This is a genomic window from Caulobacter sp. DWR3-1-2 (genome assembly GCF_049896225.1).
In the GTDB taxonomy this organism is placed as follows: Bacteria; Pseudomonadota; Alphaproteobacteria; order Caulobacterales; family Caulobacteraceae; genus Caulobacter.
Window position 1 is genome coordinate 247,895 of sequence record NZ_JAFCTW010000001.1, and the last position, 26,862, is coordinate 274,756.

General features: G+C 66.0%; 20 protein-coding genes and 1 tRNA gene. 15 read left to right on the plus strand and 6 right to left on the minus strand.

Going from position 1 to position 26,862, the window contains the following annotated elements; all coding sequences use genetic code 11:
* The first annotated feature begins 365 nt into the window (after positions 1 to 365).
* The 3 genes from ACP696_RS01190 to ACP696_RS01200 all read left to right on the plus strand — a co-directional run bounded on the left by ACP696_RS01190 (position 366) and on the right by ACP696_RS01200 (position 6,710).
* Positions 366 to 3,509 carry a TonB-dependent receptor domain-containing protein gene (locus ACP696_RS01190; protein ID WP_426011833.1) on the plus strand — a complete coding sequence of 1,048 codons (3,144 nt, stop codon included), beginning with the start codon at positions 366 to 368 and terminating at the stop codon, positions 3,507 to 3,509.
* Between the two features lie 147 nt (positions 3,510 to 3,656).
* Positions 3,657 to 5,183: a tryptophan halogenase family protein gene (locus tag ACP696_RS01195; protein ID WP_426011618.1), complete on the plus strand. Its 1,527-nt coding sequence runs from the start codon at positions 3,657 to 3,659 to the stop codon at positions 5,181 to 5,183.
* A gap of 12 nt (positions 5,184 to 5,195) precedes the next feature.
* Positions 5,196 to 6,710: a tryptophan halogenase family protein gene (locus tag ACP696_RS01200; RefSeq protein ID WP_426011617.1), complete on the plus strand. Its 1,515-nt coding sequence runs from the start codon at positions 5,196 to 5,198 to the stop codon at positions 6,708 to 6,710.
* A gap of 32 nt (positions 6,711 to 6,742) precedes the next feature.
* On the opposite strand, the gene ACP696_RS01205 is transcribed toward ACP696_RS01200, so the two are convergent.
* Positions 6,743 to 7,141, minus strand: a complete 399-nt coding sequence (locus tag ACP696_RS01205) for a hypothetical protein (RefSeq protein ID WP_426011616.1) — start codon at positions 7,139 to 7,141, stop codon at positions 6,743 to 6,745.
* Positions 7,142 to 7,250: 109 nt separating this feature from the next.
* Between ACP696_RS01205 and ACP696_RS01210 the strand changes: the two genes are divergently transcribed.
* The 6 genes from ACP696_RS01210 (at position 7,251) to ACP696_RS01235 (ending at position 15,146) form a co-directional block, all read left to right on the plus strand.
* Positions 7,251 to 7,748, plus strand: coding sequence for a hypothetical protein (locus tag ACP696_RS01210; protein ID WP_426011615.1), 498 nt, complete (start codon positions 7,251 to 7,253; stop codon positions 7,746 to 7,748).
* 22 nt (positions 7,749 to 7,770) lie between these two features.
* Positions 7,771 to 9,150 (plus strand): DUF6880 family protein, encoded by a 1,380-nt coding sequence (locus tag ACP696_RS01215; RefSeq protein ID WP_426043378.1) that lies wholly within the window; start codon positions 7,771 to 7,773, stop codon positions 9,148 to 9,150.
* Positions 9,151 to 9,244: 94 nt separating this feature from the next.
* Positions 9,245 to 9,817, plus strand: coding sequence for a protein-L-isoaspartate O-methyltransferase family protein (locus tag ACP696_RS01220; protein WP_426011613.1), 573 nt, complete (start codon positions 9,245 to 9,247; stop codon positions 9,815 to 9,817).
* 125 nt (positions 9,818 to 9,942) lie between these two features.
* Positions 9,943 to 11,463, plus strand: coding sequence for a TolC family outer membrane protein (locus ACP696_RS01225; protein WP_426011612.1), 1,521 nt, complete (start codon positions 9,943 to 9,945; stop codon positions 11,461 to 11,463).
* 117 nt (positions 11,464 to 11,580) lie between these two features.
* Positions 11,581 to 12,120, plus strand: a complete 540-nt coding sequence (locus ACP696_RS01230; RefSeq protein WP_426011611.1) for a DUF2497 domain-containing protein — start codon at positions 11,581 to 11,583, stop codon at positions 12,118 to 12,120.
* Between the two features lie 149 nt (positions 12,121 to 12,269).
* Entirely contained in the window at positions 12,270 to 15,146 is a 2,877-nt protein-coding gene (locus ACP696_RS01235) for a valine--tRNA ligase (protein ID WP_426011610.1), read from the plus strand.
* A gap of 154 nt (positions 15,147 to 15,300) precedes the next feature.
* On the opposite strand, the gene ACP696_RS01240 is transcribed toward ACP696_RS01235, so the two are convergent.
* Together ACP696_RS01240 and ACP696_RS01245 are read right to left on the minus strand one after the other, a co-directional pair.
* The gene (locus tag ACP696_RS01240) at positions 15,301 to 17,361 is read right to left on the minus strand and encodes a calcium-binding protein (protein WP_426011609.1); all 2,061 of its coding nucleotides are present in this window, start codon (positions 17,359 to 17,361) and stop codon (positions 15,301 to 15,303) included.
* A gap of 222 nt (positions 17,362 to 17,583) precedes the next feature.
* A complete protein-coding gene (locus ACP696_RS01245) occupies positions 17,584 to 17,850 on the minus strand; it encodes a hypothetical protein (RefSeq protein WP_426011608.1) in 267 nt (88 codons plus the stop codon).
* 542 nt (positions 17,851 to 18,392) lie between these two features.
* Here ACP696_RS01245 and ACP696_RS01250 point away from each other — a divergent pair.
* Positions 18,393 to 20,156, plus strand: a complete 1,764-nt coding sequence (locus tag ACP696_RS01250) for a class I adenylate-forming enzyme family protein (RefSeq protein WP_426043379.1) — start codon at positions 18,393 to 18,395, stop codon at positions 20,154 to 20,156.
* A 54-nt stretch (positions 20,157 to 20,210) separates the two neighbouring features.
* Positions 20,211 to 20,954, plus strand: coding sequence for a TlyA family RNA methyltransferase (locus tag ACP696_RS01255; RefSeq protein WP_426011606.1), 744 nt, complete (start codon positions 20,211 to 20,213; stop codon positions 20,952 to 20,954).
* A gap of 186 nt (positions 20,955 to 21,140) precedes the next feature.
* Here the strand turns inward: ACP696_RS01255 and ACP696_RS01260 are convergent, their stop codons facing one another.
* Entirely contained in the window at positions 21,141 to 21,803 is a 663-nt protein-coding gene (locus tag ACP696_RS01260) for a hypothetical protein (protein ID WP_426011605.1), read from the minus strand.
* 266 nt (positions 21,804 to 22,069) lie between these two features.
* Between ACP696_RS01260 and ACP696_RS01265 the strand changes: the two genes are divergently transcribed.
* From ACP696_RS01265 to ACP696_RS01275, 3 genes are all read left to right on the plus strand, one after another.
* The gene (locus ACP696_RS01265; protein ID WP_426011604.1) at positions 22,070 to 23,296 is read left to right on the plus strand and encodes a class I SAM-dependent RNA methyltransferase; all 1,227 of its coding nucleotides are present in this window, start codon (positions 22,070 to 22,072) and stop codon (positions 23,294 to 23,296) included.
* Positions 23,297 to 23,338: 42 nt separating this feature from the next.
* Entirely contained in the window at positions 23,339 to 24,400 is a 1,062-nt protein-coding gene (locus ACP696_RS01270; protein WP_426011603.1) for a class I SAM-dependent methyltransferase, read from the plus strand.
* An 87-nt stretch (positions 24,401 to 24,487) separates the two neighbouring features.
* Positions 24,488 to 24,561 (plus strand) — tRNA-Cys (locus ACP696_RS01275).
* 14 nt (positions 24,562 to 24,575) lie between these two features.
* Here ACP696_RS01275 and ACP696_RS01280 read toward each other — a convergent pair.
* Together ACP696_RS01280 and ACP696_RS01285 are read right to left on the minus strand one after the other, a co-directional pair.
* A complete protein-coding gene (locus tag ACP696_RS01280) occupies positions 24,576 to 25,367 on the minus strand; it encodes an exodeoxyribonuclease III (protein ID WP_426011602.1) in 792 nt (263 codons plus the stop codon).
* A 44-nt stretch (positions 25,368 to 25,411) separates the two neighbouring features.
* Positions 25,412 to 25,564: a hypothetical protein gene (locus ACP696_RS01285; protein WP_426011601.1), complete on the minus strand. Its 153-nt coding sequence runs from the start codon at positions 25,562 to 25,564 to the stop codon at positions 25,412 to 25,414.
* A 204-nt stretch (positions 25,565 to 25,768) separates the two neighbouring features.
* Here ACP696_RS01285 and ACP696_RS01290 point away from each other — a divergent pair, with 204 nt between their 5' ends.
* On the plus strand, positions 25,769 to 26,860 hold the full coding sequence (locus tag ACP696_RS01290) for a PA0069 family radical SAM protein (protein ID WP_426011832.1): 1,092 nt from the start codon (positions 25,769 to 25,771) through the stop codon (positions 26,858 to 26,860).
* The last annotated feature ends 2 nt before the right edge of the window (positions 26,861 to 26,862 follow it).

The window sequence follows — 26,862 nt, forward strand, 5'->3', positions numbered from 1 at the left end:
TTGTGGGCTGTATCTGGGGATGAGGTTTGCGTCGGGCGGCCAGTAAATTCCATTGCATCGCCCGTTTCCACGCTCTTCCTCACAAAATGACAACGTTGACATTCCAGTTGACACGGAGCGGACATTTGCCGATCTTGCACTGCGGCTGGGGAGGGCGTGAGCCAGCGTGTGCGTCTCGAGACGCAGGGGGCGCCTACAGATTTCGCCTGAACGCAGGACCTTCCGGGCAGGCCGGATGTCCTGAGCACCAGGCGAATTGATTGCAGCCCTCGTCGAAACCGGCGGGGGTCAAGAACGGCCATAAAAACGTTTGGGGAGCGAAGATCTTGTCCAATCCAACCCACAAGTCCGTCTTGGCGCGGGGCATGACCCTGACGCTGCTGGCGGGCGCATCGACCATGGCGCTGGCCACCAGCGCCTGGGCCCAGGCGGCGCCGGACGCGCCCGCCCAGGTCGAGGAAATCGTCGTCACCGGCATCCGCGGCTCGCAGATGCGCTCGGTCGATGTCAAGCGGCGCGAAGCCTCGATCGTCGACGCCATCTCATCGGAAGACATCGGCAAGCTGCCAGACGTCACCATCGCCGACTCGCTGCAGCGGATCCCGGGCATCCAGATCAGACGCGACGCAGGCGAAGGCGCCACGGTCAACATCCGCGGTCTGGCCCAGGTCATCACCCTGCTGAACGGCGAACAGTATCTCAGCGCCGGCAACATGGGCTCGGCCCAGCCAAACCTGCTCGACGTGCCCTCGCAACTGATGAACCAGGTGCTGGTCTACAAGTCGACCGATCCGAAGAACGCCCTGTCGGGCATCACCGGCACCATCGACCTGCGCACCCGTCGTCCGTTCCAGATGCAGGAAGGGTTCCAGATCGCCGGCGGCCTCGAAGGCCAGACCGGCGAACGCACCAAGGAAAACGACTACGTCGCCAATGCCCTGGTCAGCTGGCGCAACGACCGCGTCGGTATCCTGGCCTCGGTGGCCGGCAGCGAGTCGAACCTGGGCAACAACTCCTCTGGCGTGGTCGGCATGTCCGGCAATAACGACTGGGGTGGCGGCGCCGCCAACAACTTCGTTTCGCCGCACGGCTTCGAAAGCTTCAACCGCGTGAACGAGCGCAAGCGCCTGGGCGTCAATGTCTCGTTCGAGGCCGACCTGGGCGAAGGCTTCACGCTGGTGGCCGAGGGATTCTACGCCAAGCTCGACGAATACAACCGCGCCGCGGGCATCAATATCTCCAACCGTTGGGACGGCGGCGCCTTCGGCGTTTGGACCCAGCCCACGGTCTCGGAGGCCACCGGCCAGAAGAGCACCGGCAATGGCCGCCCGTGGGTGGCTGTCGATGAGTACGACATCGACGCCTGGTGGGTGAACACCTTTTCGGTCAACCGCACCACCAAGTCGACGACCAAGAACTACAACCTCGAACTGAAATACGACAACGGCGGCAAGTTCACGAGCGAGGTGCGGGCCATCCGCGCCAACGGCAACCGCCTCAGCATGAACGGCCAAGCCCAGGGCGACCTGAGCAACTGGCAGTACGCGCCGGGCCGCTTCAACCTGTTCCGCGACCCCGCCGACCGCACCCGAGGTCCGTTCTATCCGTCGTCGATCTGTTCGCAGTATCCGGCTTCGCAGCGCAGCAACGCGGTCGTCGGCAGCGCCGGCGGCTGTTATCTGAACCCCAACCCGCAAGGTTACGGCGCCAATCCGCAGCTGCACTACAATATCAGCGGCGACAAGGCGATCTGGAGCGGCTTCGACAAGCCTTTGGTTGGCGGTCTTGGCGCCGGCAAGACGCTCAAGGACTACATGGCCAACAAGGACAGCTACGCGATCGCGGCGTTCTCCTCGGAAGGCAATAACGAAGTCGACTCGGACATGAACGTGTTCCGCGCCGAGGGTCACTACAAGTTCGATAATAACTTCCTGGGCTTCATCACCAAGATCGACGCCGGGGTTCGCCAGAGCGACCGGTCCGTCAACGTCGAGTCGTTCCACCTGTTCTCGCCGTTCTACGGCGGCTCGCCGGGCGCGGTGCAACTGAACGGCCAACCGGTTCCGGCCGCCGGCTGTTTCGCCCAGTGGAAGGCTATCGACGTCGTCATGAGCCAGGACCAGTGCCAGGCGGGGGAAGTCGTCTCCAACCCCGCCTACAATTCGACCCTGCCGCTCGGGACCGGGCCTTCAAACTGCACCGCGCCCCCGGGCCTTGGCGCCAACGATCGCAAGAACACCCCAACCTGCTTCCAGGGCTATACGGTCAACCGGCCGACCAAGATCGACGCCCACAACAACGTCATCTTCCTCACCGACCTGGGTGGCGTCACCCAGGGCATGCCGGGTTTCTGGGTCGTCGATCCGCATGACTTCGACGATGTGGCTTCGTTCCAGAAGAAGGTGTTCGGCGCGGCGGTCCGCTATCAGATCCCCGGCGCGACTTATGACGTGACCCTGAAGGAGCAGAGCGCCTACGGCGTGATGAACTTCGCGGCCGGCAAGCTGTCGGGTAACCTTGGCCTGCATGTCATCCAGACGCACTTCCTGGTGAAGCAGAACCTGACGGGCGCCACCCAGAACTACGGCGACACCAATCTGGACGTCGGCGACACGGTCTCCACCCGCAAATATACCGACTGGCTGCCGTCGCTGAACGCTGTCTATGACTTCGACGACCACCTGAAGTTCCGCTTCGCCTACAGCAAGACCATGCAACCGCTGGATCTGGGCAATTACGGCGGCGGTCTCAGCATCTCCACCGCCGACTGCGGCACCAAGCCCGGCCGTTGCGTGACCGGCGCCAGCTCCTCGGGCAACCCGAACCTGGATCCGTGGCGCTCGACCAACTTCGACGGCGCGGTCGAGTACTATTTCGGCAGCGCCTCGATGGTGAACCTGTCGGCCTTCAAGCTGAAGATCGACAGCTTCGTCACCGGCGGCACCACCACCGGCACCTTCAAGGACGAGGACGGCACCCCGCGCACCGTCAATGTCAGCCAGCCCATCCAGGGCGACGGCGGCTCGGTGAAGGGCGTCGAAGTCGGCACCAAGCTGGCGTTGAGCGACCTGCTGGCCGGCGGCGGCTTCTTCTCCAACTTCGGCGTCGACGCTAACTACACCTACTCGCCCAGCTCGGAATCACGGCTTGGTCTCGATGGCAAGAAACTGCCGTTCACCGATAACTCAAAACAGCAGTACAACCTGATCGGTTGGTACCAGGACGACAAGTTCCAGGCCCGCGTGGCCTACAACTATCGTACTGACCGGTTGTCCACGGTGGCTGGAAGCTCCGGCGACAACCTGCCGATCTTCCAGAAGGCCACGGGCTATGTCGACGTCAATGTCAGTTACAATGTTCGCGACAATGTCGTGGTCTACGCCAACGGCTCAAACGTGACCGGAGAGATTGAGAATTACTACGTGAAGTTTGCGGAAGGTAAGACTCAGTACTTCAGCCAGAACGAGTTCGAAGCCCGATACACCATCGGCGTGCGCGCGAAGTTCTAGCGCCTCCACCCCTCCCTGCGGGCCGCCGTGACCCCTGTCACGGCGGCTTCTTTTTTCGCGCGGGGGCGATAGCATGGACCACAAGACGGGCGTGCTCGACGCCCGCGACACGGAAGCCGAAGTGCTTCGAGCGTTTGGGGACTGAGCATGGCGCATGACCGTATCCGCGAGATCGTCATCGTTGGCGGCGGTACGGCCGGCTGGATGGCGGCCGCCAGTTTGAAGCATCACTTCGGAAACGCGCTGATCAACATCACCCTGATCGAGTCCTCGCAGATCGGCACGATCGGCGTGGGCGAGGCCACGATCCCGACCATCCGCCGCTTCTACCAGGCGCTGGGCCTGTCCGACATCGACGTGCTCCGCGCCACCGGCGGCACCTGCAAGCTGGGAATCCGCTTCAACGACTGGCTGCGGCCCGGCTCATGCTTCATCCACCCCTTTGGCCTGTACGGCCAAGACCTCAAGGGCGTCGCCTTTCACCACTACTGGATGCGGCTGCGGGCCAATGGTGAGGATGTTCCTCTGGCCGACTATTCGCTGGGCGCAAGCCTGGCGGCGGGCGGCAAGTTTGTCACCCCGTCGCGCAACCCGCCCTCGTCGCTGTCGGTCTTCGACTGGGCGCTGCATTTCGACGCCAGCCTGTTCGCCAAGCTGATGCGCCAGGTCGCCGAGCGGGCCGGTGTGCGCCGCCTCGACGCCAGGATCACCGACGTCAACCTGCGCGGCGAGGACGGCTTCATCGAGTCCGTTACGCTCGACAGCGGCGGGCGCGTCGCGGGCGACCTGTTCATCGACTGCTCGGGCTTCCGCGGCCTGCTGATCGAGGAGGCGCTGCACACTGGTTATGAGGACTGGAGCGAGTGGCTAATGTGCGACTCCGCCCTGGCCGTGCAGAGCGAAGGGAAGGGCGCTCCGCCGCCCTACACCGACGTCACTGCCCGCCCGGCCGGCTGGCAATGGCGCATTCCGCTGCAGCATCGCTACGGCAATGGCTATGTCTATTCCAGCCGCCATACGAGCGACGAGGACGCCAAGGCCGTGCTGGTGGGCTCCCTCGACGAGCGTCTGTTACACGAGCCCCGCAAGATCGGCTTCCATCCCGGCCGCAGGCTGAAGGCCTGGAACAAGAACTGCATCGCCCTGGGCCTGGCATCGGGCTTTCTCGAGCCTCTCGAGAGCACCAGCATCGCCCTGATCGAGACGGGCATCGAGAAGATCAAGCAGTTGTTCCCCAACCGCGACTTCAACCCGCTGGTGATCGACGAGTTCAACGCGATGTCGCGGCTGGAGATGGAGCGCGTCCGCGACTTCATCATCCTGCACTACAAGGCCAACCAGAGGACGGACGACCCGACCGGATTCTGGCGACACTGCCGCGAGATGAGCGTGCCCGACACGCTCCAGAAGAAGATCGACCTGTGGCGCGCCCAGGGACACTTCATCCGCTATCGCTGGGAGATGTTCTCGCAACCCAGCTGGCTGGCGATCTATGATGGGTTCGAAATGCTGCCGGAAACCTACGACGCCAGCGTCGATGGGCTGGACGTGCGGCAGCTGTCGGCCGCCCTGACCGAGATGCGAAAATCGGTGCGCGAGACCGTCGACGCTTCACCGACTCACGGCGATTTCATCGAACAGTATGCCCGGCCTCAGGCCGTCGCGGCCGAGTAAGGAAACGACCTCATGGCTCATCTGAACAAGATCGTGATCGTCGGCGGCGGTTCGGCTGGGTGGATCTGCGCGGCCATGCTCAGCCACTATTTCCAGAACGGCCCCACCGAAGTCGAGCTGGTCGAATCCGAGGAGATCGGCACGATCGGGGTGGGCGAATCGACCATCCCGCCGTTCCTGCAGCTGATCCGAACCTTGGGCATCGACGAGCAGGACTTCATCCAGAAGACCCAAGCCGCCTTCAAGCTGGCCATCCGCTTCGAGAACTGGCGCCAGAAGGGCGAAACCTACTACCATCCGTTCGGCCAGATCGGCGGACCGCTGGAGATCAATGAGTTTTATCAGTGCTGGCTTCGCGCCAAGCAGAACGGCCATCCGTCGGCGCTGCAGGACTTCGCGCCCGCCACGGTGATGGCCGACACGGGAAAGTTCATGCTGCCGGCCAAGGCCCAGCGCACGATGATCGCCAACGCCAACTACGCCCTGCACATCGACGCCAAGTTGGTGGCCCAGTATCTGCGCGACTTCGCCGAGACGCGCGGCGTCAAGCGGACGGAAGGCATCGTCACCAATGTGGCCACCCGCGCCGACGGTGGCATCGAGAAAGTGATCCTGAAGGACGGCCGCGAGGTGGCGGGCGACTTCTTCATCGATTGCTCGGGCTTCCGCTCCTTGCTGGTCGGCAAGACCCTGGACGAGCCTTTCCGCGACTGGTCCGACCTGCTGCTGTGCGACCGCGCGATTGCGTTGCAGACCGAGAATGTCGGCGCGCCCCATCCCTACACCCTGGCCCAGGCCCAGGACTTCGGCTGGCGCTGGCGCATCCCGCTGCAGCATCGCTCAGGCAACGGCTACGTGTTCTGCAGCAAATATCTCAGCGACGACGAAGCCACCGCCGTGTTGATGAGCCAGGTCCAGGGCGAGGTGGTGCTCGGCCCCAATGTCATCCCGTTCAAGACCGGCATGCGCCAGAGGCCCTGGGTCAAGAACTGCGTCGCCATCGGCCTGGCCGCCGGCTTCATCGAGCCGCTGGAATCCACCGCCCTGCATTTGATCTACAAGGGCATGGACTATCTGCTGCGGTTCATGCCGGACATGGACGCCGACCCCATCCTGGCGGCCGAGTACAATCGCCGGATCACCGCCGACTACGAGGAGATCCGTGACTTCGTCGTGCTGCACTATTCGGTGACCGCCCGCGGTGACACGCCGTTCTGGCGCGCCTGCCAGGCGGTCGAACTGCCTGAAAGCCTGAAGACGCGGATCGCCTTGTTCAAGGCCAGCGCCGCGCTGCGCGACGGGGTTGACGACATGTTCCGCGCCCCCAGCTGGCAGTCGGTGATGGAAGGCATGGGCATCCGGCCCCAACGCTACCAGCAGTTGGTCGATCGCATTCCGCTGGGCGTGATCATGAACCTGATGGACAAGTCAGCGCCCATGTTGGCCGAGTTCGTCGCCACGCTGCCCAGCCACCAGGACTTCCTGAGCCAGCACTGCCCGGCCGAGCCGTTCAGGCGGTCGGCCTGACCCTTTTGTTGCGCGGGCGGAGAAGACCAGGTTTACCGCCGGGCCCTGGCCTGGGTGACTACCGCGGGGTCGGCCAGCAAGGTGTCGAGCGGCCGACCCGCCAGGGTGCAACTGGCCGTGCGTGTTACGCCGCGGCCGCCGGTGACATCGCAACGCAGGGATTGAGCGAAGGCGGCAGACATCAGCTTTTCGCGATCGTCGGTCATCAGCGCGATGGACGACGAAATCCGCAGCGGGATCCACTGGTCGGGCGTCGGGCCCTGGGCGACGCACAGGGTACGGCCGTCGAGAACATGCATCACCGGGCCAGTGACCGTCTGGCCGACAGACGGCGTGGGGCCACGGCAGGTCTGGGCCATGGCGGGGGCGGCGATCATCAGCGCCACGCTCGCCAGCGCCGTTCCACCCAGTACTACCCAGCCCTTGGCCATGTTAGGATTTTCCAATGCGTTAATTCAACACGGCCACCGCTCACCTGTTCCCGGCGGATCCCCTCAAGAAAGCGGACGTTGGCGAGTGATGCCCATCGGCCACACATGCATGAGGCCCGGTCGCCTGCGTCGGCTCACGGACGGCGAACGGGCGCTAAGCGCCCAGGTGTTTGGTCGCGCGCTGGACAGCACGCGCGTGCGGCTCTGGGCGATGCCGCTGTGGAGCCGCGCCTTCGCCGCCAGCGGCCGGTTGATGGCTTGGCCGGCGCGAGGCGCGCGGCCGGATTTCACCGCTTCCGACGTCTCCGTCCGCGACCAGGCGCTTTTCGTCCATGAGCTGGTGCATGTCTGGCAGGCGCAGCACGGTCTCAACCTGCTGATCGCCAAGCTGCGGGCCGGGGACGGGCCGGCCGCCTACGCCTACGACCTGACCGGCGAACCGGTCTTCACGGCCCTGAACCTCGAGCAGCAGGCCATGGTCGTCGAGGACGCCTTTAAGCGCGCGCACGGCCTCGACGCGCCCCATGCAGCCTCCGCCTATGCCGTCGTGTTAGAGACTGTGCTTCCGAACCTGGCGAGTCGCCTGGCTCGGACCATGGACGCGTGACGGGAGAACTCCGCTGGCGACGGTGAAGCGTACGGGCTCGAAGAAGACCCTGACGACGGCCAATCTGGCCGCCTTGGGCGCCGAGCGGCTGGCCGATCTGCTGATCGATGTCGCCGACGGTCATGCCCAGATCAAGCGCCGGCTTCGTCTGGAGCTGGCGGGCGAGGTGGGGGCAGGGGACCTGGCGGCAGAGCTGGCCAAGCGCATCGAGTCCGTCGCCGATAGCCGCGCCCGCATCCACTGGCGCAAGCACAAGGAGTTCGTCCGCGAGCTGGACATGGTGCGGGCGATGATTGCCGGTCGGTTGACCGAACTCGACGCCGCCCTGGCCTTGTCGATGATGCTGCGCTTCCTGGACCTGGCCGACTGGGTGTTTCAACGCACCGCCGACGCCAAGGGCGAGGTCGATGCGGTGTTTGATCTGGCCGTCGAGGATGTGGCGAGCATCTCTGCCGTGGCCATGCCAGATCCGCGCCTCCTGACCGACCAGCTCCATGATCTGTTGGTCTCGGGCCGCGCCGGCCTGGCGCCGCGCGTGCTGAAGAACGCCCTGCCGGCCATGGGCCAGGACGCCATCGCCATTCTGCGGGCCCGGATCCAGACGGCCATGGCCTCGCAGAAGCGGGTCAGCGGCACATTCAAGGCCGCAGTTCAGGTCCTGTCCGACGCCTTGGGCGACGTCGATGGCTACATCGCCCAATTCACCGACTCCCAGGCCGTGCTGCCGCCCATCGGGGCCCAGATCGCCCGCCGGCTGATGGCGGCGGGGCGGCTGGACGAGGCGATCGCGGCGCTCGACCGCGCGACGCCGGGCTCTTTCGCCCAACTGATCGGCACGGTGTTGGGACGACCCAGCCTGCCTGGACCCGGGGCGCTCGAATGGGAAGAGACCTATATCGACGTGCTGGAGGCGCGCGGGCAGGGCGACCTGGCCCAGGACATGCGCTGGGCCGGCTTCGAGCGCGGCCTGTCGGTCGAGCGGCTGCGAGACTATCTCAAGCGCCTGCCCGATTTCGACGACGTCGAGGCCGAGGACAAGGCCCTGGCCCATGCGGAAGACTTTCACGACCTGCACGCGGCGCTCGATTTCCTGATCCGTTGGCCGGCCTGGGATCGCGCCGCGCGCCTGGTGCTGCGCCGCGCCTCGGAGCTGGACGGCGATCGGCCCGAATTGCTGGAGCCAGCCGCCCGCGCCATCGAGGGCCGCCACCCCCTGGCCGCCACCTTGCTGCTGCGCGCCCTGATCCTGGATACCGCCCGCTACGCCCGCGTCGCCCGCTACAAGGACGCCCAGCATCAGATGCTGGAAATCGCCTCCCTGGTCCCGGCCATCGCCGACTGGAGCGATCACGAGGACGCCGAGGCCTTCGCGGCCCGCGTGGTGGGCTATCGGCGCTGGTAGATCTCGGCGCTTCCTTCGGGAAAAGCCCCGATTGCCTAGACCCGAGCGGGGGACCTATAAGCGGGCTTGAAAATCCAGCCCTTTGAGGGATTCCATGAGCTCCGATTTCGCCGCCGCGCGCCTCAACATGGTCGAAAGCCAGATCCGCGTGGCCGATGTCACCGATCTGCCGCTGCAGGACGCCCTGCGCGTCGTGGCGCGCGAGGCCTGCGTGCCGGCCGGCAAGGGCCATCTGGCCTATGCCGACGCCGATGTTGAGTACGCTCCCGGCCGCTGGCTGCTGCGCCCGCGTGACCTCGGCAAGCTGTTGCAGAACCTGCGTCCCCGTGAAGGCGACAAGGCCCTGTGCATCGCCGCGCCCTATGCGGCCGCCGTGCTGGAAAAGATGGGCCTGACCGTCACCCGGCTCGACGGCGACGACCTGACCGCCGTGCCCGGCGCCGGCTATGACCTGATCATCTGCGAAGGCGCCGTGCCGCGCGCTCCAGCCAGCTGGACCCAGGCCCTGGCGGTCGGCGGCCGTCTAGGCGTGGTCGAGCGCGACGGGCCGGTGGGTCGGGCGATGATCTATGTTCATGCCGAGGATGGCGTCGGTCGCCGGGCGGTGTTCGATTCCACCCCGCCGATGCTGGCCGGCTTCGCGGTGGAACCCGGTTTCACCTTCTAGCAACACGCCCACGAGACATCCGCGCAACGTCTGCGTGAAAAAAGCTTAACTAGCGGCCGCTGGCGTCGCGTCTTACAGCCGATCATATAGGGTGCGGTCGCGCCGTGTGTCTGGGGATGAACTTGATGTCGAATAGCCGTCGGGCCGTTTTGTTGGCCGCCGCTTGCAGCATAGGGCTGGTGACGGGCCTCGTCTCGGTCGCTTTCCCGTCGACAGTCATGGCCGAGACCCTGACCGACGCCCTGGCCCTGGCCTATCAGACCAACCCCACGCTTCAGGCTCAGCGCGCCAACCAGCGCGCCGCCGACGAAGGCGTGGTCCAGGCCAAGACCGCTTTCCGTCCCGCGCTCAGCGCCTCGGCCGATGTCAGCGGCCAACGCACCGAACTGGCCAATCCGGGCACGACGGCCACCTTCGTCAATGGCGCGATGGTCAACGTCCCCAATCGTGACAACCGCACGATCAATACCAGCAGCGCTGGCCTTTCACTGGCCCAACCGCTTTATAGCGGCGGCCGAGCCACCGCCAACCTGACCGCCGCCCAGGCCGACGTCCTGGCCGGCCGCGAAGATCTGCGCAGTGTCGAGCAATCGGTGCTGGGCAATGTCATCCAGAGCTATGTCGATGTTCGTCGTGATCAGGAACGCCTGCGCATCGCCAACGAGAACGTCGCGGTCCTGAGCCGCCAGCTCGAGGAGTCCGACGCCCGTTTCGAGGTCGGCGAGATCACCCGGACCGACGTCGCCCAGTCGCAAGCCCGCCTGGCCGCCGCTCGCGCCAGCCAGTCGTCGGCCCAGGCGATCCTGGCCGCCAGCCGCGCGGCCTACGCCGCCGTGGTCGGCCAGAACCCGACCGACCTGGCGCCCGAGCCGTCGCTGGCCGCCCTCCTGCCGACGTCCGTCGAGCAGGCCTTCGACTCGATCGACCAGTTCAACCCGCAAGTCCAGGCGGCCCGCTACGCCGAACAAGCCGCCGCCGCCCGGGTCGCCGTCGCCAGGTCCGCCTATCGCCCGACCGTCTCGGCCCGCGCCGGCCTGGGCTGGGACGCCCAAAACCTCAATGGCGCGGGGAGCCAGTTCGGCGACTATGGCCGCGCCCTGACCGGCTCTATTACTGCATCGGTGCCGCTGTTCACCGGCGGTCTGAACGGCTCGCAGGTGCGCGCCGCCACCGAGCGCGAGAACGCCGCCCGCATCGCCGTGGAGGGCGCAAAGCGCTCGGCCCTGCAACAGGTCTCCACCGCCTGGAACAACCTGCTGGCCTCGCGGTCCAATCTGGTCTCCAACGAGGAGCAGGTGCGCGCCACGCGGATCGCTTTCGAGGGCGTGCGCCAGGAGCAGCAGGTCGGCCTGCGCACCACGCTGGACGTGCTGAACGCCCAGCTGGAACTGGCCAATGCCGAGGTCTCCCTAGTCGTCGCCCGACGCGACGAATATGTCGCGAGCGCCAGCGTCCTGCAGGCCATGGGCGTGCTGAATCTCGCCAACCTGGCGCCGGCCGTCGAGCGCTACGACCCGGTCAAGTCCTACGACAAGGTCAACCATGCCTTCGGTTGGGTGCCGTGGGAGCCGGTGATCCAGGCCATCGATCACGTCGGCGCGCCCTCGACCGCCGTCAAGGCCCAGCCCAAGACCGCGTCCAAGTAGGACGAATTGGCGCGGCCCCAATCCTTGAGCTTGCTTAAGCCGCGCAAGTCTGCACCATCGCTGTGAGCGCCTGCCTGGGCGCTCACAGGATTCGTACCCCTTCGAGACGGCCCGCACATGTCTGACCAGACCTCTCAAGAACCGACGATGGAGGAGATCCTCGCCTCCATCCGGCGCATCATCTCGGAAGATGACGCGCCGGCGGAGCCCGAGGCCGCCGCCGCCCCGCCCGCGCCTGAACCCGCGCCGCTGGCCGAGATCGAGCCTGAAGACGACGTGCTCGACCTGACCGATCCGATCGATCCGTCCGTGCCGCTGGAGTCGGTGGGCGATATCGACGTCTATTCGCCGGAACCCGCGCCTGAACCCGCGCCGCCGCCGCCGCCGGCTCCGGAAACCAGCTTTCCGTCGGGATTCTCGCGCGACGAAGTCGCCGAGAACCTGGTCGGCGACCACGCCTCGAACCTGGCTGCCAGCGCCTTCGGCAGCCTGACCTCGGCCCTGCTGATGCCCAAGGACGGCCGCACCCTCGAGGACGTGGTCCGCGAGTTGATGAAGCCGCTGCTGAAGGAATGGCTGGACCAGAACCTGCCACGCATCGTCGAGACCAAGGTGGAAGAAGAAGTCCACCGCATCGCTCGCGGTCGCGGCGTATAATCCGCCGTCATCCGTCGCTCGCGCGGCGGTGACGGCCCGGAATTTGGAAGGCGGTCGCTCCGGCGACCGCCTTTTTCCGTCCCAAAATCCCTGTTGAACCAAGGCCCACGGTTTCGCCGAGCGGCCGCAGATGGCATACCCGCAGCGCCATGCTTGAAAAGACCTTCGATCCCAAATCCATCGAGCCCCGCCTGTACGCCGCCTGGGAGGCCTCTGGCGCCTTCAAGCCGAGCGAGGACCCGAACGCCGAGTCGTTCACCATCGTCATCCCGCCGCCCAACGTCACGGGCTCGCTGCACATCGGCCACGCGCTGAACAACACGCTGCAGGACGTGCTGACGCGCTTCCACCGGATGCGCGGCAAATCGGCCCTGTGGCTGCCGGGCACCGACCATGCGGGCATCGCCACCCAGATGGTTGTCGAGCGCCAACTGGCCGCCGCCGGCAATGTCGGCCGGCGCGAGATGGGCCGCGAGGCCTTCGTCGAGAAGATCTGGGAATGGAAGGCCGAGAGCGGCAGCGAGATCGTCAACCAGCTGCGCCGCCTGGGCGCCAGCTGCGACTGGTCGCGCGAACGCTTCACCTTGGACGAGGGTCTGTCGGCCGCCGTCCGCAAGGTGTTCGTCCAGCTCTACAAGCAGAATCTGCTGTATCGCGACAAGCGCCTGGTCAACTGGGACCCGCAGTTCCAGACCGCCATCTCCGACCTTGAGGTCGAACAGAAGGAGGTCGACGGCTTCTATTGGCATTTTGCCTATCGGTTGGCGGACGGCGTCACCTACCAGCACGCGGTCGCCTTCGACGAGGACGGCAAGGCTACCGAATATGAGACCCGCGACTTCATCGTCGTGGCCACAACGCGTCCCGAGACGATGCTGGGCGACACCGCCGTGGCCGTCCATCCCTCGGACGAACGCTACAAGGACCTGGTCGGAAAGGACGTGGTCCTGCCGATCATCGGCCGCCGCATCCCGATCGTCGCCGACGACTATGCCGACCCGACCAAGGGCTCGGGCGCGGTCAAGATCACGCCCGCCCACGACTTCAACGACTTCCAGGTCGGCAAGCGCCACGGCTTGGCTTTCATCGACGTTTTCGATGAGCGTGGATCAACGCTCGCCCGCCCGAAGCGGTGGGTAGTTGAAAATGGAAAGTTTGAGCCCAGCGCACCCCTGCATGAGTTGCCGGCTGAACTGCGAAACCTCGATCGTTTCAGCGCTAGGAAAGCGATAGTTGCGATCTCTGAAAATGAAGGTTGGCTGCGGGAGATTGAAAAAATCCGCCATGCGGTGCCACATGGCGACCGTTCCGGAGTGGTGGTCGAGCCTCGCCTGACGGATCAATGGTACGTCGATGCGCACACGCTTGCGCAGCCGGCGATCAAGGCGGTGGAAGAGGGCGCAACGGTCTTCGAGCCGAAGAATTGGGAAAAGACCTACTTCGAGTGGCTGCGAAACATCGAACCTTGGTGCGTCAGCAGGCAGCTATGGTGGGGGCACCGCATCCCAGTTTGGTATGGGCCGCGCGTTGTCGAACGAACTGAAACCACTATGAAGTTGGAGCATCTCACGCCTCATATGTTCGTGGCTGAGACTGCCGAAGAGGCTCTCGCAGAGGCACGAGACTACTATGGCGATGAGAGAGTAAGCATCCCAGAATCTGGCTTGGGAAGTTCTGAGTCTGGCGGAAATATAGTTGTCTTGAAGCAAGACGAAGACGTCCTTGACACCTGGTTCAGCTCTGCGCTGTGGCCGTTCTCGACCCTGGGCTGGCCGGACAAGACCGCCGACCTCGCCAAGTTCTATCCGACCAACACCCTGGTCACCGGCTTCGACATCATCTTCTTCTGGGTGGCCCGGATGATGATGATGGGTCTGCACTTCATGGGCGAAGTCCCGTTCAAGCAGGTGTTCATCAACGCCCTCGTCCGCGACGAAAAGGGCGCCAAGATGAGCAAGTCCAAGGGCAATGTGATGGATCCGCTGATCCTGATCGACGAGCTGGGCTGCGACGCGGTGCGCTTCACCATGACGGCGATGTCGGGCCAGGCGCGCGATATCAAGCTGTCCAAGCAGCGCATCGAGGGCTATCGCAACTTCGGCACCAAGCTGTGGAACGCCTCACGCTTCGCCCAGATGAACGAGTGCGTCCGCGTGGAGGGTTTCGACCCGTCCACGGTGAAGCAACCGATCAACAAGTGGATTCGCGGCGAGACGGTCAAGACCGTCACCGAGGTGACGCGGGCCCTGGAGGCGCCGGCCTTCAGCGACGCGGCCGACGCGCTCTACAAGTTCATCTGGAACGTGTTCTGCGACTGGTATGTCGAGCTGGCCAAGCCGATCCTCAATGGCGACGACGCCGAGGCCAAGGCGGAGACGCGCGCCACTGCCGCCTGGGCGCTGGATGTGATCCTCAAGCTCCTGCACCCCGTGATGCCGTTCATCACCGAGGAGCTGTGGGACAAGACCGCCGAATTCGGCGCGCCCCGCACGGGCATGCTGATCGTCGAAAAGTGGCCGGAACTTCCGAAAAGCTGGATCGACGCCGAGGCCGAGGCCGAGATCGGCTGGCTGGTCGAGACGGTGGGCGAGATCCGCTCCGTCCGCGCCGAGATGAACGTCCCGCCCGGCGCCAAGCCGCCGCTGACGGTGATCGGCGCCAATCCCGAGACCAAGGCCCGCCTGGCCCGCCACCGCGACCTGCTGCTGAGCCTGGCCCGCCTGGACAGCGCCCGCGAGGCCGAAGCGCCGCCCGCCGGCGCCGTGCCCTTCGTGCTGGGTGAGGCGACGGGGGCCCTGGCCATTGCCGAGTTCATCGACCTGACCGCCGAGAAGGCTCGCCTGGCCAAGGAGATCGCCGGCCATGTCGGCGAGATCGAGAAGACGGCCAGGAAGCTGGGCAACCCGGACTTCCTGGCCCGAGCCAAGGAAGAGGTGGTGGCCGAGAACCGCGAGCGCCTGGCTGACGCGGAAGCCGCCAAGGCCAAGCTGGAAGCGGCCCTGGCGCGGTTGGTGGCGGTGGGGTAAGGGGCCTGACGCCTGTCGATCCCGTCGGCCGGTTTATCGACTGCTGACCCGCCCTCGGCGCAGTCCGAGGGCGGGCAAACCGCTGTTGTCTAGATCAGGTCACCAAGGCGATCTTGGCCTTATCAGCGAGCGGCGATCGACACTTTCCAAGCGATCAGAAGATCCAGCCGCTGGAATTCTGCTGAAGCTGGCTGGCGGTCACGCCCTCCAGGACGATGCTGTCGCCATCGGAAAGGCTGATCAGGGTGTCGTAGCCAACCTGCTGGATCGTCCATGTCGTCCCGGCGGCCTTCTCGGACGACAGATCCAGGATGTCTTCGGAAACGTTGCTGCGCGTATTCCAGTAGGCCCAATGGAAATCGATGATGTGATCGTGGCCGCCGCCCGGCCCGAACGAGAACTGGTCGATTGAGTAGCCGCCATAATAGGTGCGGTTGTCGGGGCTCGAGCCGTACAGGGTGTCGTCGCCGCCGCCGCCATCCAGCCAATCGACACCGTCCACTCCCAGACTGGTCCCGGAGTTGCCGCCGCGCAGGACGTTGTTGCCGGCATTGCCGAAGATTTTTTCGCCGTAATCCGATCCAGTGGCGTCGATCGAGGCTGTCCCGGTCAGATGCAGTTCCTCGATAAACGTGCGATAGGGGTAATGGGGGAAGGCGTAGGAGTAACTGACTGACGAATAGACGATGTCATACCCGCCGTTGAAGTACTCAGTCGTACCGTCGCCTGCGTCGTCGATGATATAGATGTCGTCGCCTTTCCCGCCATACATGTTATCGCCGCCGGTACCGCCATCCAGCCAGTCGGCGCCTAATCCACCATCGAGAAAGTCGGAACCGGCGCCGCCGAACAGGATGTCGTTTTCTGGGAACGACCGGGGATAGCTGTCGTCACCAATCAGCAAATCGTCGCCCGCGCCGCCGTCGAGAGTGTCGTTGCCGGCTTGACCCCTTAAAATGTCATCGCCGCCGCCCCCGAACAGATAGTTGGAAGCGTTATTGCCGTTGATCTGCTCGGCGTCGGCGGAGCCGAAAGCGTTGATCGCGGCGTTTCCCTGCAACTCCAACCGCTCGACGCCCCCCTGCAACTGGTAGCTGACCGACGCCAGGACCAGATCGAACCCTTCACCTGCGGCCTCGACGACTTGATCGCCGGCGTCATCGACCACATAGATGTCATCCCCGAGGCCGCCGAACATCAGGTCGGCGCCGGCGCCGCCATCCAGCCAGTCATTGCCGTCCCGCCCGGCGAGACCGTCTGACCCAAGGCCGCCAAAAAACACGTCGTCGCCGCCATCGACCGACCCGCCGTCGCCGCCGTCCAGCCAATCGTCGCCGGAGCCGCCGTCGATATGATCGGCGCCGCCGCTGCCGTAGAGCGCGTCGTTTCCACCGCCGCCGCCCAGATAGTTATCGCCCAGATTGCCGATGATCCGCTCGGCGTCGTTCGAGCCGAAGCCGTTGATCGCGCCGGAGCCCAGCAATCGCAGTTGCTCGACCCCGCCCTCCAGCGCGAAGGTGATCGACGAAAGAACCAGGTCCACACCTTCGTTCGGCCTCTCGATGACCCGGTCGCCGATGTCATCGACCACATAGCTATCATTTCCGACGCCGCCGATCATCAGGTCGGCGCCGGCTCCGCCGTCCAGCCAGTCGTCGCCGTCCCGGCCTGCCAGGCCGTCCGCACCCAGGCCGCCGAAAAGGACGTCGCTGCCGCCGTCCACGGATCCGCCGTCGCCGCCGTCAAGCCAGTCGTCGCCCGCGCCGCCATCCAGCTTGTCGTTACCGCCATGGCCGTAGAGCGCGTCATTCCCGCCGCCGCCGCTGAGATAGTTGTCGCCCAGATAGCCCATGATCTGTTCGGCGTCGTTCGAGCCAAAAATCTTGATGGCGCCCGGGTCGAGCACCCGAACCTTCTCGATGCCGCCCGCGAGTTCGAAATCCACATAGGTCATCAGCGTGTCATTCCCGCCGTCGGCCGACTCCCGAACGCGCACGGCGGCGTCGCTGATTACGTAAAGGTCGTCCCCCAAGCCGCCCTGCAGAATGTCGGCGCCGACAAGACCATAGAGCGTATCGTTGCCCGCGCCGCCGTCCTGGAAGTCGTTCCCGCCGCCGCCATCCAGGGTATCCGCGCCATCGAGACCCAGGAGCGTGTCGTCATCTGCGGTCCCGACGAGGTTGTCGTCGAAGTTTGTTCCAACCAGCAACGCCATGTCAAACCTCACGCAAGCCTGCGGTCCCCACTGTCACGCGGGCTCCACGTTAAACCGCGCGATCCTGCCATAGGTTGCACGGCGAGGGGGCGCTTCATAGCCCCGCCAGATCCCAACTACTATGGCCCGCAAGAGCGAGACGCCCCCTCAAGGCAAGCGGCTTGCCGGTCTGCCCAATGTCCGCGCCTTGGGGTGCGCGCCCCCCCTACAAGTCCGCTGTGCCTACTTCTTCGCGGCCCCCATCATGCCTTGTATCTCGGCCTTGCTGGCGTTGATCAGGGTGGCGCCGTCGCGAACGGCCAGCATGGCGACGTCCACCGCGAAAGTCTTGTGGTCCATCTTGATGGTGGCCATCGACTTGCCGGAGGCGTCGGGCTTGACCTCGACGACCGAGCCGATGACCGCGCCGGTATTGTCCTTGCCGGGTTGGCCGGCGGTGACGGGCGCGGCGGCCGCCGCCGGAGCCGCTGGCGTTGCGGGAGCCGTCATAGTTGCTGTGGCGCCCGAATCTTGAGCGGAGGCCGCCGGGGCCGTGTTCTGGCCCGGCGCAGTCTGCAGGGCGGGGGCGGTGATGGCGAGCGCGATCGTGGCGGCGCCGAGGGTCAGAAATCAACGCATGCGATTTCCCATCTAGCGAAACGTGCCGCTAGGCTGACGTTCCTTTGGGGCTTCGGCTGGACGCTGATGGGGTCAAAATAGGAAGCGACCGAACGCGGTTCGCTCTGCGGGTGGTTCGCTCTGCGGGCGGATCGCGGGATCAGCAGGGAAACCAACTCTACCGCCCGGCGGTCGCGTCCCACGCCCAAGAGCCGCGGGCCGGGGACGGCGGAGCCTGGGCGGCTGGCGCGTCACTGTAGACTGGCGGAGGCCCAGCGCCGTCATGGCACGCGCCCGCAAGGGGATGAGCCTCTCTAACTTATCGTCGTTCCCTTACGTTCGAACAGACGTTTGCATCGGGCCTCGGCCTGTGCTTTCTCGCGAGAGAAACGCGCTCGTCCAACGAGGCGCGACCACACACCGGGAGAGTAAACATGACCCAGGCCGCGCCCGCGCCCACCCCCGCCGCCATCCCCTGGCCCGCCATGTCGGTCAAGCAGGCCTATGCCATGATCACCGCGCCGGGCACGGCCGGTGAGATGGAGGAGATCGACATCCGGGGTGTGATGACCCGGGTCTGGAAGAACTGCCCGCCTACCCTGCGCGACACCCTGCTGGCGGGCCGCACGCACGGCGAGAAGATCTTCCTGGTTCACGAGGACGAGCGGGTCAGTTTCGAGGCCTTCTATCGGGCCGTGACGGTGTTCGCCGCCGAGCTGGAAGCCTCGGGCGTCAAGAAGGGCGACAGGATCGCCCTGATCATGCGCAACCTGCCCGAATGGCCGGTGGCCTTCTATGCCGGCCTAAGCCTCGGCGCGATCATGACGCCGCTGAACGCCTGGTGGACCGGGCAGGAGCTGGAATACGGTCTGATCGACAGCGGCGCCTCGGTGGCGGTGATGGACGTCGAGCGCTTCGAGCGCCTGACCGAGCACCTGCACAATTGCCCCGCCTTGACGCTGGTCTATGTCAGCCGCTCGAAGGAAGAAATCGCCCATCCCTACGTCAAGCGGATGGAGAAGGTGATCGGCGCCCCCAACGACTGGATCACGCTGGACGAAAAGCGGCTGTCGACCGTGTCGCTCGGTCCCGAAGACGACGCGACGATCTTTTACACCTCGGGCACGACCGGAAAACCGAAGGGCGCCCTGGGCACCCACCGCAACGTCAACAGCAATATTTTCGCAGCCGCCGCCGCCGGAGCCCGCAGCTTCCTGCGTCGCGGCGAGGCCCCGCCCCAGCCTGATCCCAGCCTGCCGCAGAAGGGGTCGCTGATCTCGGTGCCGTTCTTCCACGCGACCGGCTGTTTCGCGGTGATGAACCCCTCGCTGTTCGCCGGCGCCAAGCTGGCTATGATCCGCAAGTGGGATCCCGACAAGGCCATGCAGCTGATCCAGGACGAGAAACTGACCCAGATGGGCGGCGTGCCGACCATCGCCTGGCAGATCATCGAGCATCCGCGTCGCGGCGAGTACGACCTGTCCTCGCTAGAGACGGTGGCCTATGGCGGCGCGCCCTCGGCCCCGGAACTGGTGCGGAAGATCAAGGAAATCTGGCCGAAATCCTCGCCCGGCAATGGCTGGGGCATGACCGAGACCTCGGCCACAGCCACCAGCAATTCGAGCGAGGACTACGAAAACCGTCCAGACAGCTGCGGCCCGGCCGTGCCGGTCACCGACCTGAAGATCATGACCGTCGAGGCGCCGCATCGCGAACTGCCGGTCGGCGAGGTCGGCGAGCTGTGGTGCAAGGGCCCCCAGGTGGTGAAGGGCTATTGGAACAAGCCGGAAGCCACCGCCCAGACCTTCGTGGAGGGCTGGGTCAAGACCGGCGACCTGGCGCGGCTCGACGAGGAAGGCTTCTGCTACATCGTCGATCGGGCCAAGGACATGCTGATCCGGGGCGGCGAGAACATCTACTGCATCGAGGTCGAGAACCTCCTTTATGAGCACCCCGCAGTCATGGACGCCGCCCTGGTCGGCATCGAGCACAAGACCCTGGGCGAGGAGCCGGCAGCCGTCGTGACCCTGAAGCCGGGCGCGGAGGCTAGCGAGGCCGAGCTTCGCGCCTTCGTCGCCGACCGCCTGGCCGCTTTCAAGGTGCCGGTGAAGATCGTTTTCTGGCACGAGACCCTGCCGCGCAACGCCAACGGCAAGATCATGAAGAACGAGCTGAAGAAGGTGTTCGTCGAGGGGTAGGCGCGGGCCTGAAGGTCCTCCCCCCGTGGGGGAGGACTGTGCTAAACGGCGGCCATGACCTCCCCCCCCACCTATAAGCGCGCCGATATCCTGCTGGTCGAGACCGGCCTGTTCGAGACCCGCGCCAAGGCTCGCGCCGCCATCGAGGCCGGACTGATCACCGCCGACGGCCATGTGGTCAAGAAGCCCGCCGAGTTGCTTGAGACCAGCGCCAAGCTGGACGGCCGCCCACCCCATCCCTGGGTGGGGCGCGGCGCCCTCAAACTGGTCCACGCCCTGGACATGTGGCCGATCGATGTGATGGGCAAGGTGGCGCTGGACGTCGGCGCCTCGACCGGCGGCTTTACCGAGGTCCTGCTGGAACGCGGCGCTGAGAAGGTTTTTGCCTGCGACGTCGGCCGCGACCAGCTCAATCCGCGCCTGGCCAACCACGGCCGGGTGGTCGATCTGTCAGGCGTCGACGCCCGCATCCTCGACGAGGGCTATCTGGACGAGACGCCCGGCCTGGTGGTCAGCGATGTCAGTTTCATCTCGGTGGAGAAGGCGCTGCCGGTGGCGCTGGACCTGGCCGCCGAGGGCGCTGATCTCGTCTGCCTGATCAAGCCGCAGTTCGAGGCCGGCTTTGGACGGGTGGGCAAGAACGGCATGGTCAGGAACCCGGCGATCATCGCCGAATGCATCGCCTCGGTCTCGGCCTTCGTCGAGGCCCAGGGCTGGACGATTAAGGGCGTAACCGTCAGCCCGATCACCGGCGGCGACGGGCAGGAAGAACACCTGCTGTGGGCGGTGAAGGGCTAGAATTCGAAACCCTCTCCCAGCGGGAGAGGGAGGGACCCGCGCTCGAAGAAGCATGGGACGGTCAGGGGTTACACCCTCACCGATTTCCCACGAACGCTCGGCGGGCACGCCGGCTGACGTCCAGACCCCTCACCCTCCCACGCTTCGCGCGGGCCCCAACCTCTCCCTTTGGGAAAGGGGAAAACCCTAATCGACGACCTGATAACGCCCTTGGGCGTCGGGGCAGACGCGGACGAAGCGCTTCTGAACGCGGCCATCGGGCAGGTAGATCGGGCTTTCGGCCAGGGTGCAGCCGTTGACGTCGGCCTTGCTGCTGTCAGTCACCGTGTAGGAGCGCTCGGACTGGTAGCTGTAGCCGCCGCGACGGTCGCCGTAACGGCTATCCTCATAACGGGCCTGGTCGTCCTGACGGTCGCGGTCATAGCGGTCATCATAGGGTTGGCTGCTGTAGGCGCCCTGGCTATATGCCCCCTGGTTGTAAGCTGCCGGAGGCGGCGGAGCCGCGCCGGGGCTGCAGGCGGCAGAGTTGCGACCGATCGCCGAACCAGCGATCGCGCCGACCAGGCCGCCGAGCACCGTGCCCTCGGTGCGGGCGCCGTGGCCCGACACGCCACTGCCAATCGCCGCGCCGATGCCAGCCCCGATCAGACCTCCGCCCGTGCCGCGCTGCGTCGTGCTGCGGCGGCAGGGATCGTAGTAAGAGCCGTTGCTGTCATAGTTGCTGCGGTTGCCGGCATAGGCCCCGGAATTACCATAGGCGCCATAGGCTTGGGCCGAGGCCAGAGTCGGGGCCATGGCGCTGGCCAGGGCGGCGGCGCTGACGAGGCCGAGAACGGTCTTGAACATCATTGAGTAGCTCCTCGAACGGGTCCGCCGATCCAGAAGGCCCGACCTTCACCGCAAATTGCCAAGCTCTTGATGAACGGCTGTTGAGCGACCCGTTCATCTTCAGCCCCCTCACGCGCCTTCATTTCACCCTCGGAGGGCGCGAATGCGCTATGGGACGTCTCGAAAGCTTGTCGGCGTCGATCGTGGCGTAGACGTGGCGGCGCTCACGCGCCTTTTGAAATGCGCGGAACCGGTCAAGGTTTCGCCGGACGGACGGACGATCTGCCATGCGTGAACTGAGGATCGAGGCGGTCGGCGCCCAGGGCGACGGCTTGTCGGCGGGGGCGTTCATCCCCCTGACCCTGCCCGGCGAGTTGGTGACGGCCGAGATGAGCGGCGCGCGCGGTGAGTTGCTCGACGTGCTGGAGGTCAGCGCCGACCGCGTGGCGCCGCCTTGCCCACATTTCGGTGTCTGCGGCGGTTGCGCCCTGCAGCACTGGGACGCCCAGCCCTATCTCGACTGGAAGCGCGAGCAAATCCGCATCCAGCTGGCCTTCGAGGGCCTGGAGACCGAGATCCTGCCGACCTTCGCCTCGCCCCCGAACTCGCGTCGCCGGGTGGCGCTGCATGCTCGCGGCGGCAAGGGCGGGGTGCGCCTGGGCTTCAAGGAGCGTCGCTCGTGGAACCTGGTGCAGATCGAGGTCTGTCCGGTGTCCAACCCCAAGCTGGTCGCCGCCCTGCCGGCCCTTCGACGCCTGGCCGGTCCGTTCATGGAACACCCGAAGTCGGCCCCAACCCTGCACGTCACCATCACAGCCACGGGCCTGGACATCGACATCACCGGCGTCGAGGCCAAGAGCGGCGGGCTGTCGTCCGACGCTCGGGTTCGGGCGGCGATGATCGCTGGTGAGTCGGACTTCGCCCGCGTCACCCTGGCCGGCGAGATGATCTACATGGCCCGCCAGCCGATCGTGAAACTGGGTCCGGCCATCGTCGCCCTGCCGGCCGGCGCCTTCCTGCAGGCCGTGCCACAGGCCGAGCAGGCCATGGTCGAGTTCGCGGTCGAGGCCGCCCAGGGGGCCTCGCGGATCGTCGATCTCTATAGCGGGGTGGGCACCTTCACCTTCCGCCTGGCGCAGGTGGGCGGGGTCCACGCCGCCGACAGCTCGGCCCTGGCCATCGCTGCCCTGAAGGGCGCGGTTGGCACCGCCACCGGCCTGAAGGCCATCACCGCCGAGGCCCGCGACCTGGCGCGCCGGCCGATGCTGTCGATGGAGCTGAAGAAGGTCGACGTGGCCGTGCTCGACCCACCCCGCGCCGGGGCGTTCGAGCAGCATGTCGAGATCGCCAATTCCAAGGTCGCCCGCGTGGTGGGCGTCTCGTGCAATCCCGCCACCTTCGCCCGCGACGCCAAGGTGCTGATCCAGGCCGGTTTCCGCCTGGAGCGGGTCTTGCCGGTGGACCAGTTCCTATGGTCACCCCATATTGAGCTAGTCGGGGTGTTTTCGCGCTAGGTCGGCCCACGCCTTGGAGGCGGGGCCGTCCGGGAGATGGTGATGGACGAGCAACGCGGCAGCGGCAGAAGCGCCTTCGCCCTGGACGGCGCCAGCCAACGGGCCAAGGCGGCGGTCAAGGCCGCCTGGTGGGGCGCCGCGGGCAGCGTGACCCGCGCCCTGGCCAATCCGACACGCGGCGAGGCCAAGACCAAGTTCGAACCCCAGGGGCCGCCGGTTTCCGCTGCTCGACTTCGCAGGGCCTATCTGGCCGCCTTCGACAAGGATACCGCCGATGTCGCCGCCGGTCTTTATCCGCCGATGGAAGACGGGCCGCGCAATCCGGCCCAGGCTTTCCGCCGAGCGCTGGACGTCATCGCCGACGCCAAGGCCGTCGACCAACGCCGTCGCCGGGGCGACGGGGTCGAGGTGCGGGACGAGCCGGAAAGCCAGGGCTATCCAACCTATTATCGCCAGAACTTCCATTACCAGTCCGGCGGCTGGTTCACCGACGCCAGCGCCCAGCGCTACGAGGCCCAGGTCGAGGCGCTGTTTTCCGGTGCGGCTGGGGCCATGCGCCGGCGAGCCTTGTCGCTGCTCGCCAAGCATTGGCGCGGTCAGGACCAGCGCGGCCTGAAACTGATCGACCTGGCCTGCGGCTCAGGCTCGTTTCTCTGTGACTTGGACGGCGCCTTCCCCCGCGCCGCGATTGGCGGGCTGGACCTGTCGAGAGCCTATCTGGCCGCCGCCCGCAGTCGCTCCAAGCGCGGCGGGGTGCAGGCCAATGCCGAACATTTGCCCTTCGCCGACGCCAGCCTGGACGCGGTGACCTGCGTCTACCTGTTCCACGAACTGCCGCCGCGCGTTCGCCCCGTGGTGGCCGCCGAGATCGCCCGGGTGCTGAAGCCCGGCGGCGTGCTGGCCTTCGCCGATTCGGTGCAGCCGGCCGACGAGCCGAACCTGTCGCGCCTGCTGGAAGCGTTCCCGGCCTATTTCCACGAGCCCTATTATTCGACCTATGCCGAGACCGATCTGCCGGCCCTGTTCAGCGGCGCGGGCCTGCGTCTGATTGATCAGGACCAAGCCTTCCTCACCAAGGCCTTGCTGCTGGAAAAGCCCGCCTGAGCCACCGCATCATGGCCATTGCCTAGTCCGGCGGGCTCCTGTATCGAACCGACCTCTTCGCCGACGCACCTTGCGTTGACGCCGGATGGCCCGGTGGCGGAGTGGTTACGCAGCGGATTGCAAATCCGTGCACCCCGGTTCGATTCCGGGCCGGGCCTCCAACCTTTTCCGCCTTTTAGCGATCCAGCACGACCCAGGCCGGCGCGTGATCGCTGGCGTCCTCCTCGCCACGCGTCCAGCGATCGACCCCGGCCTCGACCAAGCGCTCGGCCAGGTCGGGGGTCAGCAGAAGATGGTCGAGCCGCAGGCCCTTGTCGGCCGGCCAGCGGTGGCGAAGATAGCTCCAGAAGGTCCAGAGCGGGCCCTCGGGATGGGCGGCGCGCAGGGCGTCGGTCCAACCCTGGGCGAGCAACGCCTGGTAGGCCGCGCGGACCTCGGGCCGCAGCAGCGCGTCGTCTTTCCACGAATGCGGCTGATAGAGGTCGGCTTCGGTTGGCACGACATTATAGTCGCCGGCCAAGACCACCGGCGCGCCGGTGGCTTTCAGCGCGGCGGCGTGGGCGATCAGGCGGGCGAACCAGGCTAGCTTGTAGTCGAACTTCGGTCCGGGTCGGGGATTGCCGTTGGGCAGGTACAGCGAGGCGATCAGCACGCCATCCACCGCCGCCTCGATATAGCGGGCCTGGAGGTCCTCTGGCGCGCCGGGCAGGGCGGTGCGGGTCAGCACCGGCTGCGCGCCGCGCGCCAGGATGGCGACGCCGTTCCAGAGGCGCTGGCCGCGCCAGACCGCGCCATAGCCGAGCTGGGCCAGGACGTCGGCAGGAAACGAGCCTTGCTCGGCCTTCAGCTCCTGCAGGCAGACGACGTCGGGCTCGGCCTCGGCCAGCCAGGCGACCATGTTGTCGAGCCGCCTGTTGATATTGTTGATGTTGAAGGTGGCGATCTTCATGGCCCGCAGCAAACGCACGAGACGTCGCCAAGGGGCAGGCGCGCCGCCGGCGGTCGTGGACTTCAGGCGTCGCCGTCGGCGAGGTCGGCGATCGGGCCGTTGATCGGCTCGTTGAAGGCGGTAGTGACGTTGTGACTGGTGTCGACGACGCCGACCTTGGCGGAGTGCGGAGCTTCGACCTCGGTGGCGGCACTGTCTTCTGGCGTGGTGGTCATGGAGAGCGTCCCGGTACGAGCGGCCGGGCGACGGTAACCCGGCGGGCCTGATGGTGGAGATTGCAACGGTCAAGGTTCGCTGTCGGCCATCGGGGCGGATTTGAGCGGCGACTTCGGCGCGACGCCCGATGTCCAAGCAGGGCCATCAGGGCCGCGACACAGCGTGTTCTTGAATTGTTCTCGCTGATGATCCATGATCTGGCCATGGTCGCCCCCGCCAATCTCCCAGGTCATCCTCCCGTCCTCGCGCGCGGCCGTGGGGCCAAGTCCAACCGCACCGGTCGTTTCGAGAGCCAGGTTAGTGAAACCTTCGACGACGGTTGGGCCGCAGAGGAGGAGCCGGCCCAGATCGCCACCACGCTGCAGCCGATGAAGTCGCGAAGCATCATCGCCCGCAACGACAGTCCCGACATCGGTTTCGAGGCCTCGATCAATCCCTATCGTGGCTGCAGTCATGGCTGCATCTACTGCTATGCACGCCCGGCCCACGCCTATCTCGGCCACTCGCCAGGCCTGGATTTCGAGACCAAGATCTATTTCAAGCCCGAGGCCGGCAAGCTGCTGGAGCGCGAGCTGTCCAAGAAGGGCTACGCGCCGAAGATCATCCATATCGGCGGCGACACCGATCCCTACCAGCCCGACGAGAAGCAGCTTCGCGTGACCCGGGCGGTAATCGAGACCCTGGGCCGGTTTCGCCACCCGTTCTCGATCATCACCAAGTCGGCGCTGATCACCCGCGACCTGGATTTGCTGGGACCGCTGGGCCAGGCGGGTCTGGCGCGGGCGGCGGTGTCGATCACCAGCCTGGACCACCGGCTGTCACGCAGCATGGAGCCGCGCGCCGCCACGCCCAAGCGCCGGATCGACGCCGTGCGGCAGCTAACGGCGGCGGGCGTGCCGGTCACGGTGATGTTCGCGCCGTCGATCCCGTCGCTGAACGATCACGAGATGGAGGGGGTGCTGGAGGCCGCCGCCGGCGCCGGCGCCACCTCCGCTGGCTACGTGGCCCTGCGCCTGCCGCTGGAGATCAAGGATCTGTTCGAGGAATGGCTGGCCGCCGAGCATCCCGACCGCGCCAAGCGGGTGATGTCGCTGGTCCGCCAGATGCGCGGTGGGGCGGCCTATAGTTCGGAATGGGGCAAGCGGATGACGGGCGAGGGGCCGGTCGCCGAGGTGATGGGCCAGCGGTTCGATCTGGCGAAGAAGCGTTTCGGCTTGACGGGGCGGTTGGGACCGATGGACCTGACCCAGTTCGCCGTGCCGACCAAGGCAGGAGATCAGCTGTCGCTGTTTTGAGG